Annotated in this window: 16 protein-coding genes; 8 read left to right on the plus strand and 8 right to left on the minus strand. The window is 72.8% G+C overall.

The window, feature by feature from the left end; genetic code table 11:
• Positions 1-44 precede the first annotated feature (44 nt).
• Positions 45-1,712: a hypothetical protein gene (locus tag DEJ21_RS12895; protein WP_146247766.1), complete on the minus strand. Its 1,668-nt coding sequence runs from the start codon at positions 1,710-1,712 to the stop codon at positions 45-47.
• 96 nt (positions 1,713-1,808) lie between these two features.
• Here DEJ21_RS12895 and pyrE point away from each other — a divergent pair, with 96 nt between their 5' ends.
• Together pyrE and DEJ21_RS12905 are read left to right on the plus strand one after the other, a co-directional pair.
• Positions 1,809-2,360, plus strand: coding sequence for an orotate phosphoribosyltransferase (gene pyrE, locus DEJ21_RS12900; RefSeq protein ID WP_071404348.1), 552 nt, complete (start codon positions 1,809-1,811; stop codon positions 2,358-2,360).
• On the plus strand, positions 2,357-4,675 hold the full coding sequence (locus DEJ21_RS12905; protein WP_111224834.1) for a septum formation family protein: 2,319 nt from the start codon (positions 2,357-2,359) through the stop codon (positions 4,673-4,675). Before pyrE ends, DEJ21_RS12905 begins: the two co-directional genes overlap by 4 nt.
• Positions 4,676-4,893: 218 nt before the next feature.
• Here the strand turns inward: DEJ21_RS12905 and DEJ21_RS12910 are convergent, their stop codons facing one another.
• The gene (locus DEJ21_RS12910; RefSeq protein ID WP_111224835.1) at positions 4,894-5,847 is read right to left on the minus strand and encodes an aldo/keto reductase; all 954 of its coding nucleotides are present in this window, start codon (positions 5,845-5,847) and stop codon (positions 4,894-4,896) included.
• Between the two features lie 108 nt (positions 5,848-5,955).
• Between DEJ21_RS12910 and DEJ21_RS12915 the strand changes: the two genes are divergently transcribed.
• Positions 5,956-6,600 (plus strand): HEAT repeat domain-containing protein, encoded by a 645-nt coding sequence (locus tag DEJ21_RS12915; protein ID WP_111224836.1) that lies wholly within the window; start codon positions 5,956-5,958, stop codon positions 6,598-6,600.
• Positions 6,601-7,024: 424 nt separating this feature from the next.
• On the opposite strand, the gene DEJ21_RS12920 is transcribed toward DEJ21_RS12915, so the two are convergent.
• Positions 7,025-7,714, minus strand: a complete 690-nt coding sequence (locus tag DEJ21_RS12920; RefSeq protein WP_027464846.1) for a metal-dependent transcriptional regulator — start codon at positions 7,712-7,714, stop codon at positions 7,025-7,027.
• 37 nt (positions 7,715-7,751) lie between these two features.
• Here DEJ21_RS12920 and DEJ21_RS12925 point away from each other — a divergent pair, with 37 nt between their 5' ends.
• The gene (locus DEJ21_RS12925) at positions 7,752-8,642 is read left to right on the plus strand and encodes a CPBP family intramembrane glutamic endopeptidase (RefSeq protein ID WP_181435878.1); all 891 of its coding nucleotides are present in this window, start codon (positions 7,752-7,754) and stop codon (positions 8,640-8,642) included.
• A gap of 190 nt (positions 8,643-8,832) precedes the next feature.
• Here the strand turns inward: DEJ21_RS12925 and DEJ21_RS12930 are convergent, their stop codons facing one another.
• The 4 genes from DEJ21_RS12930 to DEJ21_RS12945 all read right to left on the minus strand — a co-directional run bounded on the left by DEJ21_RS12930 (position 8,833) and on the right by DEJ21_RS12945 (position 14,507).
• Positions 8,833-10,788, minus strand: coding sequence for an alkaline phosphatase family protein (locus DEJ21_RS12930; RefSeq protein WP_258375050.1), 1,956 nt, complete (start codon positions 10,786-10,788; stop codon positions 8,833-8,835).
• 91 nt (positions 10,789-10,879) lie between these two features.
• On the minus strand, positions 10,880-12,319 hold the full coding sequence (efeB, locus tag DEJ21_RS12935; RefSeq protein ID WP_258375051.1) for an iron uptake transporter deferrochelatase/peroxidase subunit: 1,440 nt from the start codon (positions 12,317-12,319) through the stop codon (positions 10,880-10,882).
• On the minus strand, positions 12,316-13,509 hold the full coding sequence (locus tag DEJ21_RS12940; RefSeq protein ID WP_111224904.1) for an EfeM/EfeO family lipoprotein: 1,194 nt from the start codon (positions 13,507-13,509) through the stop codon (positions 12,316-12,318). The genes efeB and DEJ21_RS12940 overlap by 4 nt, the downstream gene beginning before the upstream one ends.
• A 200-nt stretch (positions 13,510-13,709) precedes the next feature.
• Positions 13,710-14,507 (minus strand): HAD-IIA family hydrolase, encoded by a 798-nt coding sequence (locus tag DEJ21_RS12945; protein ID WP_027464991.1) that lies wholly within the window; start codon positions 14,505-14,507, stop codon positions 13,710-13,712.
• Positions 14,508-14,685: 178 nt separating this feature from the next.
• Between DEJ21_RS12945 and DEJ21_RS12950 the strand changes: the two genes are divergently transcribed.
• A complete protein-coding gene (locus DEJ21_RS12950; RefSeq protein ID WP_163343243.1) occupies positions 14,686-15,384 on the plus strand; it encodes a TetR/AcrR family transcriptional regulator in 699 nt (232 codons plus the stop codon).
• A gap of 64 nt (positions 15,385-15,448) precedes the next feature.
• Positions 15,449-16,093 (plus strand): TrmH family RNA methyltransferase, encoded by a 645-nt coding sequence (locus DEJ21_RS12955; protein WP_111224840.1) that lies wholly within the window; start codon positions 15,449-15,451, stop codon positions 16,091-16,093.
• A 103-nt stretch (positions 16,094-16,196) separates the two neighbouring features.
• Here the strand turns inward: DEJ21_RS12955 and DEJ21_RS12960 are convergent, their stop codons facing one another.
• The gene (locus tag DEJ21_RS12960) at positions 16,197-17,186 is read right to left on the minus strand and encodes a LacI family DNA-binding transcriptional regulator (RefSeq protein WP_111048005.1); all 990 of its coding nucleotides are present in this window, start codon (positions 17,184-17,186) and stop codon (positions 16,197-16,199) included.
• A gap of 218 nt (positions 17,187-17,404) precedes the next feature.
• Between DEJ21_RS12960 and DEJ21_RS12965 the strand changes: the two genes are divergently transcribed.
• Positions 17,405-18,298, plus strand: coding sequence for an endonuclease domain-containing protein (locus tag DEJ21_RS12965; RefSeq protein WP_111224841.1), 894 nt, complete (start codon positions 17,405-17,407; stop codon positions 18,296-18,298).
• 10 nt (positions 18,299-18,308) lie between these two features.
• Positions 18,309-19,112: an NAD(P)-dependent oxidoreductase gene (locus DEJ21_RS12970; protein ID WP_111224842.1), complete on the plus strand. Its 804-nt coding sequence runs from the start codon at positions 18,309-18,311 to the stop codon at positions 19,110-19,112.
• The last annotated feature ends 64 nt before the right edge of the window (positions 19,113-19,176 follow it).

Genomic DNA, 19,176 nt, shown 5'->3' on the forward strand with positions numbered 1-19,176 from the left:
GCATCGGACGGCAACGCGCCGCTGTGGACAACTTCAGCAGTGGATCAGAAGCCACGGTCGCGACGGATGACGTCGGCGCTCCCGACGACGTCGCGCCGCAGGATCGCCTGCCCGGCGGTGCCGGCGTAGTCGTAGACGTCGAACCCGGTGCAGTGGGTGATCGTCGCCGGGGGGCCGAGGGAGTCCTCGACCGCGGTGGTCCAGAGGTCGTGCGACCCGACCACCACGAAGCTCGGGTCGGCGTCGCGGTAGGCGCCGAGGTCGACGAGCCACGGGTACGTCTCGAAGGTGTCGCGGACCTGCAGCAGCCCGACGTTCGTCGCCGCGTAGGTGGCGAGGGGCCGGACCGTCCAGAACTGCCCGACGCCGGTGACCTGGCGTCCGTCGGCCCAGCGGTCCAGGCACGCGGCCGCCGGGTACCGCGCGGTCGACACGGCGTGGGCGGAGCCGGGGGCCACGGCGATCCCGGTCGCGAGGACGGCGGCCATCGCGACCGCCACCCCCGCCCGGACCCCGCGGTGCGGGCGGTGCACGCGGGTGCGGCGGACCGCGGTGCGGGTGAGCTCGGCCACGGCGACGAGCGCGAGCAGCGGTGCCGTCACGATCGGCTGCAGGTAGCGCGGGGTCTCGGACCCGGCGACGACGACCCCGACGGACACTGCGACGACGGTCACGAGCGGCAGCACCGTCGCGACCAGCACGGTGCGTGCGGTGCGGACCCGCCAGGCCCAGACCGTGCCGCCGACGGTGACGAGCACCCCGGCGAACAGCAGCAGGAGCCCGAGGTCGCCCGGTGCCGTGCCCGCCCGGTCGTCGGTCAGCGCCGCGAAGAACCGCAGGGTCTCGCCGGCCCGCGACGGCTGCACGTACGTCGCCGGGTCGAGGGAGACGAACGGCCGGAGCGGGATCCGCACCAGGTACCCGACGACCGATCCGACCGTGACGGCACCGGCGAGCAGCGCAGCGGGGCGCCACGGCACCCGCCGTGCCAGCACGAGGAGCCCGAGGGTGACGACGACGGGAGCGGCGGACCAGGGCACGTACAGCGGGTTCGACGCGGTCGTGCACGCGGCGACGAGTCCGAGCACCACGAGCGGGGGCACCGACGCCCGACCGAGGCGCACCGCCCGCAGCACGAGCACCGCGGTGCCGAGCATCGCCAGCACGGCACCGTAGTAGTAGGTCGTCGTGAGCAGCAGGGACGCCAGCTCGAGCGAGGTCGCGGTCGCCGACGACTCGGTGAGCACCAGCAGCGTGACGAGGCCGAGCGCCCCCGCCGACACTGCGATCCGCGCGGGTCGCCCGGCAGACGGCATCAGTTCGTTCGCGGCTGCCCGCACCAGCGCGTAGACCGCGAGCAGCACGAGCACCCCGTTCAGCGCCAGGGCTTGCTGCGGGGTCCCGGTCACCAGCGAGCAGAACAGGTACACGGGCAGCTCGGGGAAGAAGAAGAGTGCGGGCGACATCGCCCACTCGAACGGCTGGCCGGCCTGCAGCGAGCGCTCGACGAGCGGCAGCAGCACCGAGTCGCCGTCGTACCAGAGCAACGCCACCCGTTCCGTCGCGACGACGTGGCGCAGGGCGATGACGGCCAGGGCCAGCGCGACCAGGCCGCCCAGGGCCTCCCGTCCGATCGTGACGGCCACCCCACCGGTCCGGCGGCCGCCGGACGGAGCCGGCTCCACGGCGGGGCGACGCGGTGCTCGGGACATGCCCCGGAGCGTACCGAGGCCGCCTCGGTGCCGGTACGCACAGACCCACAGGCTGGGGGAGCGCGTTGCGGGCCCGACCGACTACCCTTGTGCGCTGTGACCGACGCGCGCGAACAGTTGATCCAGTACATCTCCTCCGAAGCGGTGTTCCACGGCGACTTCACCCTGACCAGCGGGAAGAAGGCGACGTACTACATCGACCTGCGGAAGGTCAGCCTGGACCACCGCGTCGCGCCGCTGATCGGGCAGGTCATGACCGAGCTCGTGCAGCAGGTGCCGGACGTCTCCGCAGTCGGTGGGCTGACCATGGGCGCCGACCCCATCGCCAGCGCCGTCCTGCACCAGGCCGCGGCCCAGGGCCTGACCTACGACGCCTTCGTCGTCCGCAAGGAGCCGAAGGACCACGGCCGCGGCAAGCAGGTCGAAGGACCGGACCTCAAGGGCAAGCGCGTCGTCGTGCTCGAGGACACCTCCACCACCGGCGGCTCGCCGCTCAAGGCGGCCGAGGCGCTCGAGCGTGAGGGCGCGATCATCGCCGCCGTCGCGGTCGTCGTCGACCGGGACACCGGTGCCAAGGAGACGATCGAGGCAGCTGGCTACCCGTACTTCGCGGCCATCGGGTTGGCTGATCTGGGGCTGACCGCGTGACCGAGGAGCGTCCGGACGACGCACGCGAACCCGACGGCACCGCCGGCCCGGCAGACGGGGACGACGGCCTGGAGGCTCGGCGTGCGTCCGGATCGGACGCTCCGTTCCACGGTCTCCGCAGCGCTGCGGACATCTTCGGGGCTCCGCGCGGCGAGGAGGACTGGCCGTCGCGGCGGGAGCGCCGCGAGGCCGAGCGCACCGCCCGTGAGACGGGCGCGCCGCTGCCGGAGCCGTTCGTGGCCGAGGGGGAGGCGGAGGGCGCCGAGCCTGCTGCTCCTGCTCCTGCTCCTGCTGCGCCGGCTCCTGCCGCGTCTGTGCCAGCCGCTTCGGCTCCGGCGCTCGACGACGGCGCGACCCAGGCCATCTCGATGCCGCCCGAGCTGCTCGCGCCATCCGAGAACCCCGACGCCGTCGTCGAGCACGAGCGATCGACGCTGCACGACCGGATCCCGGCCGCCGCCGACGTCGCGCCGGACTCCACCGCGCCGCACCCGTCGTCGATCGTGCTGCCGACGGCACAGACCCACCGCGACGAACGAGCTGCCGCGTCGAAGGCCATCGAGGACGAGCGTCGCCGCGTCGACCCGTTCGGCGAGGGCCGCGCCGACGTCGACTGGCTCGGCCGAGCGACCGGGAACCACCCGGAGTCCGTGGCGCCCGCTGCCCCCGCTGCCCCGCAGCCCCTCGGCGTCGAGAACGTGCTGCCGCCGACCGAGGAACCGCCGACCTTCACCGACCTGCTGCGCATCACCAGCACCGGGCCGGTCCCCACGCAGACCGGCGCCCACGACCGGCCGTTCGACTGGGCCATCGGTGACGACGAGCCCGGCGAGGTCCCGGCGACGCTGACCACCGACTCGTTCGACACCACCGCGCTGTCCGCCGGGTCCTGGTCGCTCGCCGACGAGTTGGACGACGAGGACGAGGTCGTCGCCGGCGAGGTCGACACCCCGGCCTCCGGGCTGCCGCAGGCACCGCGGACCTACCCGGTGCCGCCGGCGGTCCCGGTGCCCCCAGTGGTTCCCCCGGCGGTCCCGGCCGCGCCCGTGTCGGACACGGCTGCTCCGGCTGCCGTTCCCGCTGCTGATGCCGCTGGTGCTCCGTCGGAGGCGACCGAGGCCGTGGACGTGCCCCGTGCGCCCGCCGAGGCCGACGTGCCGGACGCGACCGAGGGCCTCCAGGCCGATGCCCCGACCACCGCGATGCCGGCGGCCGGGACGCCCTGGTGGTCCGAGCCCGACGCGACCGTGCCGCCGACCGCGGCACCGCCGCTCGTCGAGCCGGCGGCGGGTGCCCAGGAGTACCCGGCGCACCTGCCGCCGTCGGTGGGGCAGGACCTCGACGCCGTGCTCGGACTGCGTGGGAACGACACCGGTCCGCAGCCGGAGTCCCTTCCCGCTGCGGCGCCGGACGACCTGGACCAGTCCGAGTGGGACGGCCGCGAGACCAGTGACACGAGTGCCATCAAGGACCTGTTCGGCACCGAGGCCGTCGGGCAGCTCGGCGGGACCGGCTACGACCCGGAGGACACCGGGACGCGGATGATGCCCGCGGCTGCCGTGCCCGCGGCTGCTGCCGCTCCTGCTGCTGCCCCCGCGCCGGCCGCTGCTGCCGGACGGCCGGCTGGCGGTCCGGACCGGCAGTCCGGCGACCGCGACAACTTCATCAACGAGGGCTTCGCGCGGCTGCGGAACGAGGGCAAGCGCGGCAAACAGCTGCTGATCTACGGGTCGATCGCGCTGATCCTCGTGCTCATCGTGCTGGTGTTCCTGCTGTCGAAGTGGATCCTCGGCAACAACATCGCCGACCAGGCCGTGCCGACGAAGTCGCCGGTGGCTGCCTCGTCAGCGCCGGCGACACCGAGCGCTGCGCCGTCGGCGTCGGCCTCGCAGCCGGGTGACGCCGCAGCACCGGCCGCCACGCTGCAGTTCGCCACGACCCCGGCCCTGCCCGGCGAGCACCCGTGGACCGACCTCGCCGGCGGGGAGTGCCTGTCGCCGTTCACGAACGCGTGGTCGCAGACCTTCACGGTGGTGGACTGCGCGACGCCGCACATCGGGCAGCTGACCGCACGGCTCGCGGTCGAGGGCGACACCTACCCCGGTGCCGAGGCCCTCGCGACCCAGGCGGCCGACCAGTGCCAGTCCGACACGGCGCTGAACGCCTCGGCCGCCGCTGCCGTGGGGGACGTGCAGGTGCAGGGTTCCTACGCGCCGGACCAGGCGACCTGGGACCAGGGTGACCGGTTCATCGCGTGCTTCGTGACGCGCTCGTCGGGGCAGCCGCTGACCGGGTCGTTGGCGCCGGGGGCGTAGGGGCGGGTCGGGCGGGCGGCGCGGGTCGGGCGGCCGGTCGACGTCCGACGTAGAACGACGATGTCGACGTCGTACGACAACGACATCGTCGTTCCTCGTGCCCCGGGACTGTCCGCGTGTGCAACGAACGACATCCCCGATGTCGTGCGACGTCGGGGATGTCGTTCTGCGTCGGAGGCGGCGCGGGCCGCGCGGCGGGTAGCGCGGGCAGCGCGGCGTCAGGCGCTCGCGGGCACCTTCGCCGACACGTCGGACAGCGTCTGCAGCTCGTCGGCCGTGAGCTCGAGCTCCGCCGAGGCCAGCAGCGCCGGCAGCTGCTCGGTGTTCCGGGCGCTCGCGATCGGCGCGACGACGTCGGGCTGCGCCTGCAGCCAGGCGAGTGCGACGGTGGCGATCTCCGAGCCGTGGGCGTCGGCGATCGAGGACAGCGCGTCCACGACGGCGAGCCCCTCGTCGGTGAAGTAGCCGGACACCTGGCCCTCGCGGTCCTTGCCCGCGAAGTCGTCCTTCGAGCGGTACTTGCCGGTCAGGAACCCCGCGGCGAGCGAGAAGTACGGCACGACGCCGAGTCCGTGCTCCTGCGCGAGCGGTGCGATCTCCGCCTCGTACGGCTGGCGGGTGACCAGGTTGTAGTGCGGCTGGATGGCGACGGGCTGGGCGAGGCCGTTCTCCGTCGCGATGCGGATCCACTCCGCGGCGCGGTCCTTCGAGTAGTTCGAGATCGCGGTGTAGCGGACCAGGCCGTCCTGCACGAGCTGGTCGAAGGCGCGGACGGTCTCCTCGAGCGGGGTCGACTGGTCGTCGAAGTGCGCGTAGTACAGGTCGATCCGGTCGGTGCCGAGGCGCTCGAGGCTCGCGCGGGCAGCGGCGGCGACGGTGTCCGCGGCGAGGCCCTGGAACTCCGGGTGCTGTGAGCCCTTCGTGGCGATGACGACGTCGTCCCGCTTGCCCGAGGCGCGCAGCCACGAACCGATGACCCGCTCGGACTCACCGCCCGAGTTGCCCGGCGCCCAGGCCGAGTAGACGTCCGCGGTGTCGATGAAGTCGCCACCGGCCGCGGTGTAGGCGTCGAGGACCTGGTGCGAGGTCGACTCGTCCGCCGTCCACCCGAAGACGTTGCCGCCGAGGGCGAGGGGGAACACGTGCAGGTCACTGGTACCGATGCGGGGCATGCGGAGGTCCTTTCGTGGTCGGAGGTGCGGTGGGAGCGAACCGCACGTCTCCCGACGCTATGCCCCGATGCTTGACACGGCCCCGGCGCGAGGGGCTTCGATGGACGGATGACCACGCTCACCGATGCCCTCGCCGATCCGCGATCCTCCGCCCGGCTGCAGGCGGTGATGGCTGCGGGGACCACCCCGGACCCCGCGGACCTCGAGGTGCTCGTGGCACAGTGCGCCGTCGAGCCGGACTTCTTCGTCCGCGACATGCTGACGTGGGCGCTCACCCGGCACCCCGCCGACGACGTCGTCGCCCGCGTCCTGCCCGAGCTCGAGCGCCCCGAGCCCCAGGCCCGCAGCCAGGCGCTCCACACCCTGTCGAAGATCGGCGACCCGGAGGCGTGGCCGGCGGTGCGCCCGCTGCTCGAGGACCACGACGACGAGGTGCTCCGCGCCGCCTGGCGCACGGCCGTCGCACTGGTGCCGGACGACGAGCGGGCGTCGCTCGCGCGGACCCTCGCCGTGCAGCTCGGCATCGGCGACCGCGAGCGTCGGCTCAGCCTGTCGCGTGCTCTGGTGGGACTCGGCGAAGACACCGTCGGACCGGTCCTCGTCGCGGCCGCCGACCGGGGGACCGACGCCGTCCGGGAGCACGTGCACGAGACCGAACGGCTGCTGCACGACCCGGATGCGGCATCCGCGCTCGCCCTCGAACGGGCCCGGCGTGAGGTCGCCCTCGGCCGGACGCGGTCCGTCAAGGGCTAGGGCAGGCGGGCGCTCCCGGCCGGGAGCGCGGGGCGGTCGCGAACCGTCGCTGTCACGGTGGTGGGGTGGGCGCGTCGCGCGGTCACGACACCCCGTGGCCGGGGTGCCGAGTGGTCGCGAACCGTCGGTTGCGGGGCTGCCGGGCGACAGATGGTGACCGCTCGGCGGACGTGAGCGGGGTGCCGTGACCGGTGGGGGCGTCGGACGGGAGGCGCGTGGCGGCCGCGCGCCGGGCCTCCCGTCCGTCGCCACGCGGGTTCGCGGGCCGCGGTGCGGTCGCGACGCCCCGTGCGTTGGGTGCCGAGTGGTCGCGAACGGTCGGTTGCGGGGCTGCCGGGCGACAGATGGTGACCGCTCGGCGGACGTGAGCGGGGTGCCGTGGCCGGCAGACCACCCGACCATCCCGCCCGCGCACGCCGCGCGGTCAGTCGCCGTCGGGTGCGAGCCAGATGGAGGACGCGGCGGCAGCCGGCAGGTCGACGAGGGACTCCGAGCCGTCGGTCGCCCGCCGCGACACCGCGATGACGCCGGCGTAGTCCCGCACCCGCTCGACCCGCAGGTGCGTGCCCAGCCCCACCCCGAGCTCGTCGAAGTACCGCAGCAGCGAGGGGTCGTCGTCCGAGACCCGGTCGACGGTGCCGCACGCTCCCGGCTCGATCGCGCCGAGGAGCGTGCCGGGGGAGTCCGGCACGATGCCGTCCGCCCCGGGGATCGGGTCACCGTGGGGGTCGTGCGTCGGGTGGCCGAGGTCGGCGTCGACCCGGTCGAGGAACTGCTCGGACACGGCGTGCTCCAGGGCCTCGGCCTCGGTGTGGACCTCGTCCCACGAGTAGCCGAGCCGCTCCACCAGGAACGTCTCGATCAGCCGGTGTCGCCGGACCATCGCCACCGCGACCTGCTGCCCGAGCGGGGTGAGCACGACGCCGTAGTACGGGGTGTGCTCGATCAGGCCGTCGCGGTCGAGCTTCTTGAGGTTGCCCGACACCGTCGACGCCGACACCTTCAGCGACGCCGCGATGTCCCGCGTCGCCAGGCCGGGCCCGCCGCGCTCGCTGGCCTTCCAGATGAGCTTGACGTAGTCCTCTGCCATGGTGGACAGGGATGGCAGGCGCATACCGCCAATCGTACGACCCGCCTGGTACAACCGGGAGGTGACCACCACCGCCCCCGTCCGAGCCCGCCGCCGTCGCTGGCCGGTGCCCCCGTCGCTGCTGCTCGGGCTCGCGCCGATCGTGGTCTTCGCGGCGATCAGCGCCTGGCGGTCTCGGCCGAGCGACGACTACGCGACCCTCGCGCAGACGGTCGACAGCGTCGTGCACGCCCTGGTCATCCCCGAGGGCATCGCCGTCGTGGCACTCGCCCTGTTCGTCACGGCGCTCGGCTGGTGGCGGATCGCCACGGTCGACCCGGTCCGGACGCGGCTGCGGTGGACGATGCTCGCACCGATCCTCGTGCTCGTGGTGTGCGTCGTCCGGCTGCCCCTGATCGACTGGACGGCGCTGCCCGCGCACTACTTCCTGCTGCTCGCCGTCGGGGTGCTGTTCGTCGGGGTCTTCGAGGAGCTGATGGCCCGCGGGACCCTGCTCGTCGGGCTGCGGCGGCGCCTGCCGGAGATGGGGGTCTGGGCCCTGTCGTGTGCGCTGTTCGGGCTGCTGCACCTGCTCAACGCGCTCGCCGGAGCCGGGATCGGGCCGACGCTCATCCAGGTCGTGTTCGCGGCGTCGTTCGGGTCGACGCTGTACGTCGCGCGTCGGCTGACCGGGTCGCTGCTCGCCCCGGTGCTGCTGCACGCCTTCTGGGACTTCGGGTCGATCGGGTTCTCGGCGACCGCGGACCCGAGCGACTTCGGCAAGCTGACGCTGCTCGGCGTGATCGGGCTGTTCTCGTTCGGGGTGCTCGCGTTCGGCATCGTGGCCGGCGGGGTCATCGCCTGGTACGACGACCGGCCGCGGCGGCTCGCGAAGCGGTGGCGGACGGTACCGCCCATGGGGGCGGTCGTGGTGGCGGGAGGCGAGCCGCGCCTCCAGGTCGACGTGGTCTGAGGGAACGGACGCGACGGCCGCTGCACTGGCGGACGCTGACCCGACCGGCGCGTGGCGACCCCGCGCGGACGCGACGGTGCCCCGGAGCGCAGCACGCTCCGGGGCACGGTTCGGTCGTGTCGGTCGACGCGACGCGACGCGACGTGTCAGTCGGCTCGGCGTGTCGTGTCGGTCGACCCGACGCTCCGTGTCAGTCGGCCCGACACCGGAGCTGTCGACGGCGGACGACGACCAGCGCGATGCCGGCCATCAGGAACACGATCGCGGCGATGGTGACCCCGGTGAGCTGCACGCCGGTGAACGCCAGGCGCGTCGCGGACGGATCGGCGGCGACGGTCTGCCCCGCGGCCCCGGCTCCTGCTGCGGCGCTCGAGGCAGTCGCGGCCCCGCTGCCCGTGCCGGCGCCCGTTCCTGCCGTTCCTGCCGTTCCTGCCGTTCCACCGGAACCGGTGCTCGCGCCCGTGCTGCTGCCGCCGGTCCCCGTGTGCGGCTTCGTCGTGGGCTTCGGGGTCGGCTTCGGCGTGACGGCCGTGGACACGATCCGCGAGACCGCACCGCTCCTCGTGTTCAGGAGCACCTCGCGGTGCTGCGGGTGCGTGAAGTCGAACATGCTCCGGATGGACCCGGCCCGGGCGTCGAACGACTGGTCACCGATCCGCCCGGTCGACCAGTTGTCCTCGATGAACTTCGTGGTCGACGTCTGCTCGATGGCGGTGTGGTCGATGTGGTTCTGCTTGGCGAACGGCGAGATGACGAGGTACGGCAGCCGCTGCGAGGGGCCGCAGCGGTCGAGGTACCCACCGGCGACACCGACCTTGGTCGCGGCCGTGGTGCAGACCGTGGTGTCGTTCGAGGAGTCCGTCGAGCCGTTCAGGATCGTCGGCGCGACGTGGTCGTACCAGCCGTCGGAGTCGTCGTAGTTGATGACGATGGCCGTGCTCGACCACTCCGGCGACCGCTCGATCTCGTTGATCTTCGACGTCAGGAACTTCTGCTCGTCGAGCGGGTCGGAGTACGCGGCGTGGCCGTCCTGGGCCTCGGGCGCCTTGAGGAAGGACACGGCGGGCATCCGGTGCTCGGCGAGCGCGGTGTCGAACGCCGACAGGTCGTACTGGTGGTTCGCGCGGTCGGTGGAGCCGATCATGCGGTCGCTCGTCGGTGCCAGGTGGTGCGGGTTCGAGGTCGACGCGTAGTACGCGAACGGGTTGTGGTGCGGCGAGTAGTCGTTGCTGACCGAGCCGCCCACGTTCGTCGTGGTGGCGTCGCACTTGGCGAGGGTCCCGGTGCCCGCGTAGGCCGTCGTCGGGGTGAAGCCGCCCTGGAACCAGCCCCAGGTGACGCCCTTCGCGTTGAGCAGGTCGCCGATGTTCTTGCCCGACATCTTGACCAGGTTCGACGTCGACGTGTGGTCCTTGTCGGAGCAGTCGTCGAAGGCGGGGTCAGGGTCGGCGGTGACGGTGCCCTGGCCGGCGGCGTCCTTCGCGACGACGGCGGTCGAGGTCGGCACCGTGGCACCGGTGACCGAGTCGACGCCCGTGCCACCGTGGGTGTTGCCGCTGATCAGGTTGAGCGCCCCGGGGGTGGAGGGGCCGAAGCCGGTGTCCCAGGCGTTGTCGCTCATCGCGTAGTTCTGGGCGTAGTTCCACAGCCCGGTGGTGGTGTTGCCGTCGTAGTAGTCCATCGTCAGGCCGGGGGACCCGTACAAACCGGTGCAGGTGTCCACCGAGGTGCTCTCGACGAACTTGTCCATGGCACCCCCGTCGACGGCCTTCTGCTCGGGCAGGTAGTTGTGGTTCTGGTCGCACGTGAGCGCCTGGGCGGGCGTCAGCCGTGACGGGGCGTAGGCGTTCGGGTTCTTCGTCAGGGTGCCGGAGGACGCGAGCGTGTTCACCTTCGGGGTGCTCCGCGCCGCGGTGAAGCGGGTGCCGTCGGTGTTCGCGGCCTTCGGGTAGGTGCCGAAGTAGTGGTCGAACGACACGTTCTCGTCGTACATGACGACGACGTGCTTGATCGGGGTGGTGGTCTTCAGGGAGTTGTCCGCGGCGGACGCCGACTGCGGGATGGCGAGGGCCGTCCCGGCGACGGCCGCCAGGGCCATGATGGCGAGCGCGCCCTGCTGGACGCGTCGTTCGGAAGGTCGGAACACGTGGAACCTCTCACTGGTCGGGACGGTGGGGCGGTGGGGGAGCGGTGGGGCCCTGCGGCGGGCGGGCGGGCGCGTTCGAGCGACGGCCCGGCTAGGTCCGTGTGAGCAGCCGACGGCCCAGCCAGTCGTCCGCGTGGCGGACCCCGGGCAGGGCGAAGTAGTAGCCGCCGCCGACCGGTGACACGTAGTCGACAAGGGGTTCGTCGACCAGGCGCTTCTGCACGGCGACGAACTGCCGTTCCAGGTCGGCCTGGAAGCACGCGAACAGCAGGCCCATGTCGAGGTCGCCGTTCGTGTCGGTGCCGTTGTCGTAGTTGTACGGACGACGGAGCATCTGCTGCGCACGGGCCTCGGCGGTGCGCGGGTTCGCCAACCGGATGTGCGCGTCCATCTGGATGACGTCGCCGGTCGGGTCGTCCTGGTACCGGGGGTCGTCGAACTCGCCGCTGCGGGTGAGCGGGGCACCGGAGTCGCGGTGCCGGCCGATCATGTTCTCCTGCTCGTGCAGCGAGACGCGGTCCCAGAACTCGACGAACATCCGGATGGTCCGCACGACGTGGTAGCTGCCCCCGGTGACCCAGTCGGGTTCGCCGTCCTGTCCGCCGCGGGTCCAGACCAGGTCGTCCATGACGCTGCGGTCCGCGGTGGAGGGGTTGCCGGTGCCGTCCTTGAACCCGAGCAGGTTGCGCGGGGTGCCGGAGGGGCGCGGCGGGGACGCGAAACCGTCCTGCCGCCAGCGCACCTGCATGCCGCCGCGGGTCGCCCGGGCGATGTCGCGGACCGCGTGCAGGACGGTGTCGGTGTTGTGCGCGCACACCTGCAACAGCAGGTCGCCGTCCGAGATCGACCGGTCGAGGTCGTCGTTCGGGAAGTCCTCCATCGTCCGCAACCGCGCCGGGCGCTGCCCCGACAGGCCGTACCGGTGGTCGAAGAGCGAGGCGCCGACGCTCGCCGTCACGGTGAGTCCGTCGGCCGCGACCTCCGGTCCGAGCACGCCGGAGTCGGCCGGCGGCGCGGTGATCCCGACGTCGGCAGGCGTGCCGCCGCGGGTGAGGAACCGGGCCCGCTCGGTGATCGTCCGGAGCAGGTCGGCGAGCTCCCCGCGGTCGGCCGCGGTCACGTCGAACGCCAGGAACGCCGACTGTCGCTGCGCGGGCGTGGTGATCCCGGCCTGGTGCGCCCCGTGGAACGCGTACGAGGAACCGGGCGGAGCGTCGGCACCGCCCGTGGTCGCGGCGGCTGCCTGGAGGCCCGTCCCACCCCCGGCGGTCAGGCTCGCCGCCGCGGCGGCGGCTCCGGCACCTGCCCCGACCGCGCTGGTCAGGAACGCGCGGCGGCCGACGCCGCGGGTGGGGCCGGTCGGCGGATGCTGGTCGCCCGGGGCACCGGCGGGACACGCGCTGCCGTCGGCGGACAGTCCGAGGCGGGCGTGCGCCTCGGTCATCCGTCGGTACGTCGCCGCGTCCATCCCGCGTGGGAGTTGCCGGCTCTGGAGGCCCTGCCGGCCCTGGCGCTGCGGTCGTTCGGTCACGAGGTCCTCCTCGGGTCGCAGATGGCGGCGACGGGGGCGAGTCGTTCGAGCGCAGCGTCGAGGTCGGCGTCGAGGTGCTCGCGGGCGGTGCGGTCGAGACCGCCGAGGGTGTCCCAGCTGCCGTCGGGCCGTCGGTGTGATTCCACGTCGGCGCGGAGGGTCGCCAGCGCGCGATCGGTGGCCCGGAGGCCCGGGTAGCGGGTCCGCAGGATCGACCGGAGCGGCTCGAGCGCGTGTTCCGTCCCGCTGGTGTTCGCGTCGATCGTCGCCAGTGCGGTGTGGCTGCCGGCGTCGGTGGCCCCGGTCGCCTCGAAGCGGAGCGCGTTCTCGAGGATCTCGTGCGAGCGCAGGCCGATGTCGAGCGGGTCGACCCGTTGGGTCGGGAACGTCCGGCGCAGGTGTGCGACGGCGGCGACCAGGGCGTCGGCGGGCGCGACGGCGCGACGGCTGGGCGCGCCCGACCACAGCAGCGCCTCGACGCGGTGGAAGCCGGTCAGGTGCGGGTCGTCGAGTGCGGTCCGTCCGGCGGCCGGGAGCCCGTTGATCGCGGTGTCGTCGTCGCCGAACGCACCGTAGGCGGCTCCGAGCTGCTCGTACTCTCGGTGCCCGGTCAGCCAGTCCCGCCGTGCAGCGCGGACGTCACCTGCACGGACGTCGGCGTCCAGCGCACGCACGTCGTCGAGCAGCGCCGGCAGGCGACTCTCGATCCAGGCGCCGTACGACTTCGCGGCGGGGATCAGGTCGTCGCGGGTGACCGGGACGATCCCCGGGGTCTCGTCGCTGACGTGGGTGGCGCCGCGCAGGTGGACGACGGGTCCGGTGCTCGGGTTCGCGTCGGCGGGCAGGCAGCGGAACCGGTACTGGCCGCGGGGGAGTCGGACGCCGTAGTCGTGCGTCGCACCCGATCCCAGGCCCTCCGCGTCGAGGTAGACCGCGCCGTTCGTGGGGTCGACCAGCTGCACCTCGATCCCGGCGACGGAGGTGTTGTGGATCCGGAACGTCTGGGGGCCGGCGAGGGCGCGGTCCGGGCTCGCGGGCCACCCCGCCCCGCAGGCGTCGGTGCCGGCCTGCACGGTGACCGCCGACGTCTGCGGGGCCGGCGAGGGGACCAGGTGCGGGGCGACGATCGCGGTCCCCACGAGTGCCCCGAGCGCGCCGACGACCACTGCCGTCGTGGCACGAACCGACATCGGCACCGATGACCCCATCCTGTAGCAACTCACAGAAAACCCTGATCAGAGCCACTTTCGGCTCGATCAGGGCAACCATAGAGTCGCTGCGGGGGCAGTTTTCCCGTCGTTCACCGCAGGGCGGTTCTGTTCACCGGATCGTCATCGAGCGGTCTGCGGCGAACGGGCGCACCGGGTGGCGTGGGCCGCTAGAGCTCGAGCTAGAGCTCGACCTCGAACGGCTCGGTGCGCACGAGCTCGTGCACGCCGGAGATGACCTCGCTCGGGCGGAACGGGTACCGGTCGATCTCGGCCTGGTCGCTGATCCCCGTCATCACGAGCACGGTGTGCAGCCCCGCCTCGATGCCGGCCTGCACGTCGGTGTCCATGCGGTCGCCGATCATGCCGGTGTTCTCGGAGTGCGCGCCGATCCGGTTCATCGCGGAGCGGAACATCATCGGGTTCGGCTTGCCGACCACGTAGGGCTGCTTGCCGGTGGCCTTCTCGATCATCGCCGCGATGGCGCCGGTGGCCGGCAGGACCCCCTCGGCGCTCGGGCCGGTGGCGTCGGGGTTCGTCACGATGAAGCGGGCACCGGCGCGGATGAGCCGGACGGCCTTGGTGATCGCCTCGAACGAGTAGTTGCGGGTCTCACCGACGACGACGTAGTCGGGCGCGGTCTCGGTCATGATGAACCCGGCCTCGTGCAGGGCGGTGGTCATGCCGGCCTCACCGATCACGAACGCCGAGCCACCGGGCATCTGCGACTTGCAGAAGTCGGCCGTGGCGAGCGCACTCGTCCAGATCCGCTCCTCGGGCACGTGCAGGCCCGAGCCCCGCAGCCGGGCGCTGAGGTCGCGCGGCGTGAAGATCGAGTTGTTCGTCAGCACGAGGAACTCGGTGCCGTCGTCGAGCCACTGCTGGATGAGTTCCGGCGCGCCCGGGAGCGCCTGGTTCTCGTGGACGAGCACGCCGTCCATGTCGGTCAGCCAGCACTCGACGTCGTCTCGGGTCGCCATGGCCCTCACCCTACTGCGCAGGGGTTCAGGCCCGGCTCGTGGCCGGCTCGGAAAGGGCCGGGAGGCCCGGGGCGGCTCTTGCGCGCTGCTGCCAGACCCGAGAAGGTCGAGACACCGAACCGCGGTCGGCTTTTGCCCTACGCTTTTCGGGACACGTACCGAATCAAGGAGGCCCCTCGTGCTCGTCGAACCCGGAACCCCGTCCGCCGCGCCCCGACCCACCCCGGTGTCGGAGACGGAGCTCGAGGTGACGCCACGACGACGCCGAGGCCGCCCGAACGTGCTCTCCCGCGAGCAGGTGATCGACGCCGCCACGACCATCGCGAACGAGGACGGCCTCGACCGGCTGTCCTTCCGAGCCCTGGGCGTGCGGCTCGGGGTCGCTCCGATGACCGTGCACCGGACCATCGGCGGGCTGGACGACCTGCACGCCGAACTCGTCCGCCGCACCGTCGACGAGTTCACCGCGACCTTCGTCTGGCCGGACGAGTGGCACGCCGTCGTCCGCACCTTCGCCACGACGTTCCGTGACCTGATGCGCACCCACCCGCTCGTGCTCGAGTCGCACAGCCAGCGCGCCCCGCTCGCCTCGACCGAGTCCGACGCCGTCGTGGCGAAGGTCGTCGGTGCCCTGCAGGACGCCGGGCTGCCGCCGGCCGAGGCGATGTACACCTTCTTCGTCGTCTACGACTTCGTGGTCGGGCACGCCGGGGTGCAGGTCGGGCGCGGGGACTCCGAGGCCGGCCGCCCCGAGCGGCACCGGCTGGTGGGCGAGATCCTCGGCGAGCACTCCTACGACGACCGGTTCGCGCTCGGCCTCGACATCCTGATCGCCGGCATCGAGTCGCGCATCGCCCACGGGGCCGGCACCGCCTGAGCCCGCGCCGCCGCCGGGCGCTGCCGTCGTCGGGCCGGTCCCGTGTGCGCCGTACGCTGGTCGGGTGACCACTGCGCCCGAACCGTCGCACGAGCTGACGACCAACGGGGTGGGGCCGCACCCGGAACCCTGGCCCGACGACCCGCGGCTCGACCCGGAGCTGCTGGCAGCGGGGGACTCCCGGAACGTGCTCGACCGCTACCGGTACTGGTCGATGGACGCCATCGTCGCCGAGCTCGACACCCGCCGGCACGCGTTCGACGTGGCGATCGAGAACTGGCAGCACGACCTGAACATCGGGTCGATCGTGCGGAGCGCCAACGCCTTCCTGGCCGGCACCGTGCACATCATCGGACGACGCCGGTGGAACAAGCGCGGAGCGATGGTCACCGACCGGTACCAGCACATCCGCTACCACCCTGACGTCGAGGCGTTCCTCACCGCGATGGCGGAGGAACAGCGTCCCGTCGTCGCGATCGACAACACCCCGGGTGCCGAACGCATCGAGACCGCGACGATCCCGGAGCGCTGCGTGTTCCTGTTCGGGCAGGAGGGCCCCGGGCTGACCGAGCAGGCAGTCGCCGGTGCCGACGCACACCTCGAGATCACGCAGTTCGGGTCGACGCGGAGCATCAACGCCTCGGCGGCGGCCGCGATCGTCATGCACTCGTGGGTCGTCCAGCACGCGGAGTTGCCGGGCGCTTCGTGAGCAGAAATGGTCGGGTACGGGCCCTGGACCCGATCATTCGTGCTCACGAAGCGGGCGGGGCGGAGGCGGGGCGGGCCTCCAGGCCGGGGTCCGTGCTGACGCGTCAGCGTGCGGCGGTGGTGCGGCGCGCGACCAGGCGGGGTTCGACGAGGAGTTCCGTGGCGGCGATCCGCGGATCGGCGATGCGGGCCAGCAGGCGCTCGCCGGCGCCGCGACCGATCTCGACACTGCGGTCGTCGATGCTCGTCAGGCCGACGTACCGCATCGCGGCAACCGGGGTGTCGTCGTAGCCGATGACGGAGACGTCCTCGGGGACGCGCAACCCGCGTTCGGCGAGTTCGGACAGGGCGCCGAGGGCCATCACGTCGTTCGCGGCGAAGACGGCCGTGACGTCCGGGTGCTCGTCGAGGAGCATGCCGAGGGCGCGGGAACCGGCCTCCTCGGTGGGTTCACCCGGCAAGACCGTCGTGACGACAGAGGCGCGTGCTGCTGCGGCCTGCTCGAAACCGGACTGGCGTTCGGCCGAGGCCGCCGAGCTCGCACCGACGAACCCGAGTCGGGTGTGGCCGAGGTCGAGCAGGTGCTGCGCCGCGATGCCGCCACCGGCGTGGTCGTCGTTCGCCACGGTGTCCGCGCGGGGGATCGCGACCCGGCCACCGGCGATGACGAGCGGCATCGAGGCGGGGATCGCGAGGTCGGTGGTGGGCTCGCCGGCGATCACGATGCCCTCGACGCGCATGGAGAGGAAGCCCTCCACCGGAGAGGCATCGAGCCCCGTGTTGAGGAACCGATCGGCGACCACGAGCCGGTGCCCCTGGTCCTGCAGGCTCTCGCGCAGGCCGGTGAGCAGGTCCACGAACCACTGGTTGCGGAAGTCGTCGAGGACCACGCCGATGGTGCGGCTGCGCGTGCCGGCGAGGGAGACAGCCGCGGTGGAGGGGCGGTAGTCGAGTTCCTGGATGGCCTTGAGCACGGCGGCCCGGCGCTGGTCGCTGACCCGGGGGGAGCGCTGCAGCACGAGGGAGACGAGGGACTTCGAGACCCCGGCGCGTGCGGCGACGTCGTAGATGGTCGCGGGCTTGCCGTCTCCCATGATGCGCTTCGACCTCCGTTGGCTCGTGGGTCGATCGTAGCGGGCGGGGTCGGTTTCGTTTCGTGAGCAGAAATGGTCGGGTGCGGAGCGGCGACCCGACCTTTTCTGCTCACGATCCGCGCGTGGCTGGTCCTCCACACGGGAGGCCCGGGGTGCGTTGTGCACAGAAGTCGCGTTCAGCGCGCGGGCAGTGGGCGCGGGGCGCGAGCGTGGTCGTCATGCGAGCACGACCACTTCCGACACCGCTGCGCGGGCGCGCGTTCGACGTCGGTGCCGCCGACCGCGCGGGCGTCTCCCGACAACGACTCCGACGGCGTGACCTGATCCGGCCGACCCGGTCGATCCGATGGGCACGTGACCGTCCGCCCGACCCGGTCCACCGGATCCGGGCGTTCCGGCCGGTCCTGGTTCCCGGGCAGTTCATCAGTCACGTCTCGGCGGCGGTCCTCTGGCAGCTGCCGGTCCCTGCCGCCGACGGCCCCGTGCACGTCACGAGTCCCGTGCCGATCGCACAGCCGCGCCGCCACGGGGTCGTCGGGCACCGCATCACACCGGACCGCGCCCGGGTGACGGAGCGGTGGGGGATGCCGACGAGTACACCCGCGGCGCTGTGGGTGGACTGCGGTGCGATGCTCTCGGTCGACCAGCTCGTCGTGCTCGGGGACGCCATCGTCACGGAACGACGGTGCAGGACGACGATCGACGACCTCGCTGCCGCCGTCGCCCTGGCCGGAGCGCGATCGGGTGTCCGACGACTGCGCGTCGCGCTCGAGCTCGTGCGGGTGGGGGCCGGGTCACCGCAGGAGACCCGAGCGAGGCTGGCGATCGTCCGCGCGGGGCTGCCCGAGCCCGAACTGCAGGTCGACGTGCTGGACGAAGCCGGTCGGTTCGTCGGCCGCGTCGACCTGGCCTACCCGGAGCACCGCATCGTCATCGAGTACGAGGGTGACCACCACCGGACCGACGCCGAGCAGTGGGGCCGTGACCTCCGCCGCTACCGCGAGATGGAACGACTCGGCTGGGCGGTCGTCCGGTGGACGAAGTCCGACCTCGACACCCCGGCGTTCGGCGCGGTCGCACAGCTGAGGTCGCTGCTCGCGCGCCGGGGGTAGCGTCCGCGGCATGGCGACGCTGCTCATCACCGGAGCCGCGGGCCGGATCGGGAGCGCCCTGCGTCCTCGACTGCGGTCCGCGGGACACGACCTCGTGCTGCTCGACGAACAGCGACCCCACGATCCGGTCGTCGCCGGGGAACGGTTCGTGCCCGGTTCGGTGAACGACGCGGCGGCGGTGGATGATGCGCTCGCCGGGGTCGACACAGTGGTCCACCTGGCGGGCATCCCGACCGAGGCCGCCTGGGGCGACCTGATCGCGGCGAACCTGACCGGCACGAAGAACGTGCTCGAACGGGCGGCCGTCGCCGGGGTGCTCCGGGTGGTGCAGGCCAGCTCGATCCACGCGGTGGGGCTGGTGCCCGAACCCCTCGACCAGCCGGGGAGCGTGCCCGGCGACCGGCTGCCCCGTCCGGACACGTACTACGGCGTGACGAAGGCCGCGATGGAACTGCTCGGCAGCCTGTTCGCCGACCGGTACGAGATGTCGATCGTGTCCGCGCGGATCGGTGCGTTCGGTGCGCTGCCGCCGACGACCCGGGGGCTGCTCATGTGGACCTCGCCCGACGACCTGACACGCCTGGTCCTCGCGGCCGTGGAGCTCCGCGACCCCGGGCACCACGTGGTCTGGGCACTGTCGCGGAACACCGGGTCGCCGGCTGACCTGTCCGCCGGGGAGCGCATCGGGTTCCATCCCCTCGACGACGCGTCCGCCGTGCTCGATGCGGACGCCCGAGCAGCCCTGCCCACCGACGACCTGACCACCCTCGGCGGCGGGATGGTGCACCAGCCGCTCGGCGAACGCACTTCGTGAGCAGAAGAGGTCGGGTGACCTGATGTCACCCGACCTCTTCTGCTCACGAAGCGTGCGCGCGGGC

The sequence above is a fragment of the Curtobacterium sp. MCSS17_006 genome (assembly GCF_003234215.1).
Classification (GTDB): Bacteria; Actinomycetota; Actinomycetes; order Actinomycetales; family Microbacteriaceae; genus Curtobacterium; species Curtobacterium flaccumfaciens.

What these genes read in the sequence shown, in the direction of transcription:
- DEJ21_RS12910 (WP_111224835.1), bottom strand. Translation starts at nt 5,847, where the DNA reads ATGCCCCGCATCGGTACCAGTGACCTGCACGTGTTCCCCCTCGCCCTC.
- DEJ21_RS12965 (WP_111224841.1), top strand. Translation starts at nt 17,405, where the DNA reads ATGCGAGCACGACCACTTCCGACACCGCTGCGCGGGCGCGCGTTCGAC.
- DEJ21_RS12895 (WP_146247766.1), bottom strand. Translation starts at nt 1,712, where the DNA reads ATGTCCCGAGCACCGCGTCGCCCCGCCGTGGAGCCGGCTCCGTCCGGC.
- DEJ21_RS12970 (WP_111224842.1), top strand. Translation starts at nt 18,309, where the DNA reads ATGGCGACGCTGCTCATCACCGGAGCCGCGGGCCGGATCGGGAGCGCC.
- DEJ21_RS12960 (WP_111048005.1), bottom strand. Translation starts at nt 17,186, where the DNA reads ATGGGAGACGGCAAGCCCGCGACCATCTACGACGTCGCCGCACGCGCC.
- DEJ21_RS12940 (WP_111224904.1), bottom strand. Translation starts at nt 13,509, where the DNA reads ATGTCGGTTCGTGCCACGACGGCAGTGGTCGTCGGCGCGCTCGGGGCA.
- DEJ21_RS12945 (WP_027464991.1), bottom strand. Translation starts at nt 14,507, where the DNA reads ATGGCGACCCGAGACGACGTCGAGTGCTGGCTGACCGACATGGACGGC.
- DEJ21_RS12920 (WP_027464846.1), bottom strand. Translation starts at nt 7,714, where the DNA reads ATGCGCCTGCCATCCCTGTCCACCATGGCAGAGGACTACGTCAAGCTC.
- DEJ21_RS12915 (WP_111224836.1), top strand. Translation starts at nt 5,956, where the DNA reads ATGACCACGCTCACCGATGCCCTCGCCGATCCGCGATCCTCCGCCCGG.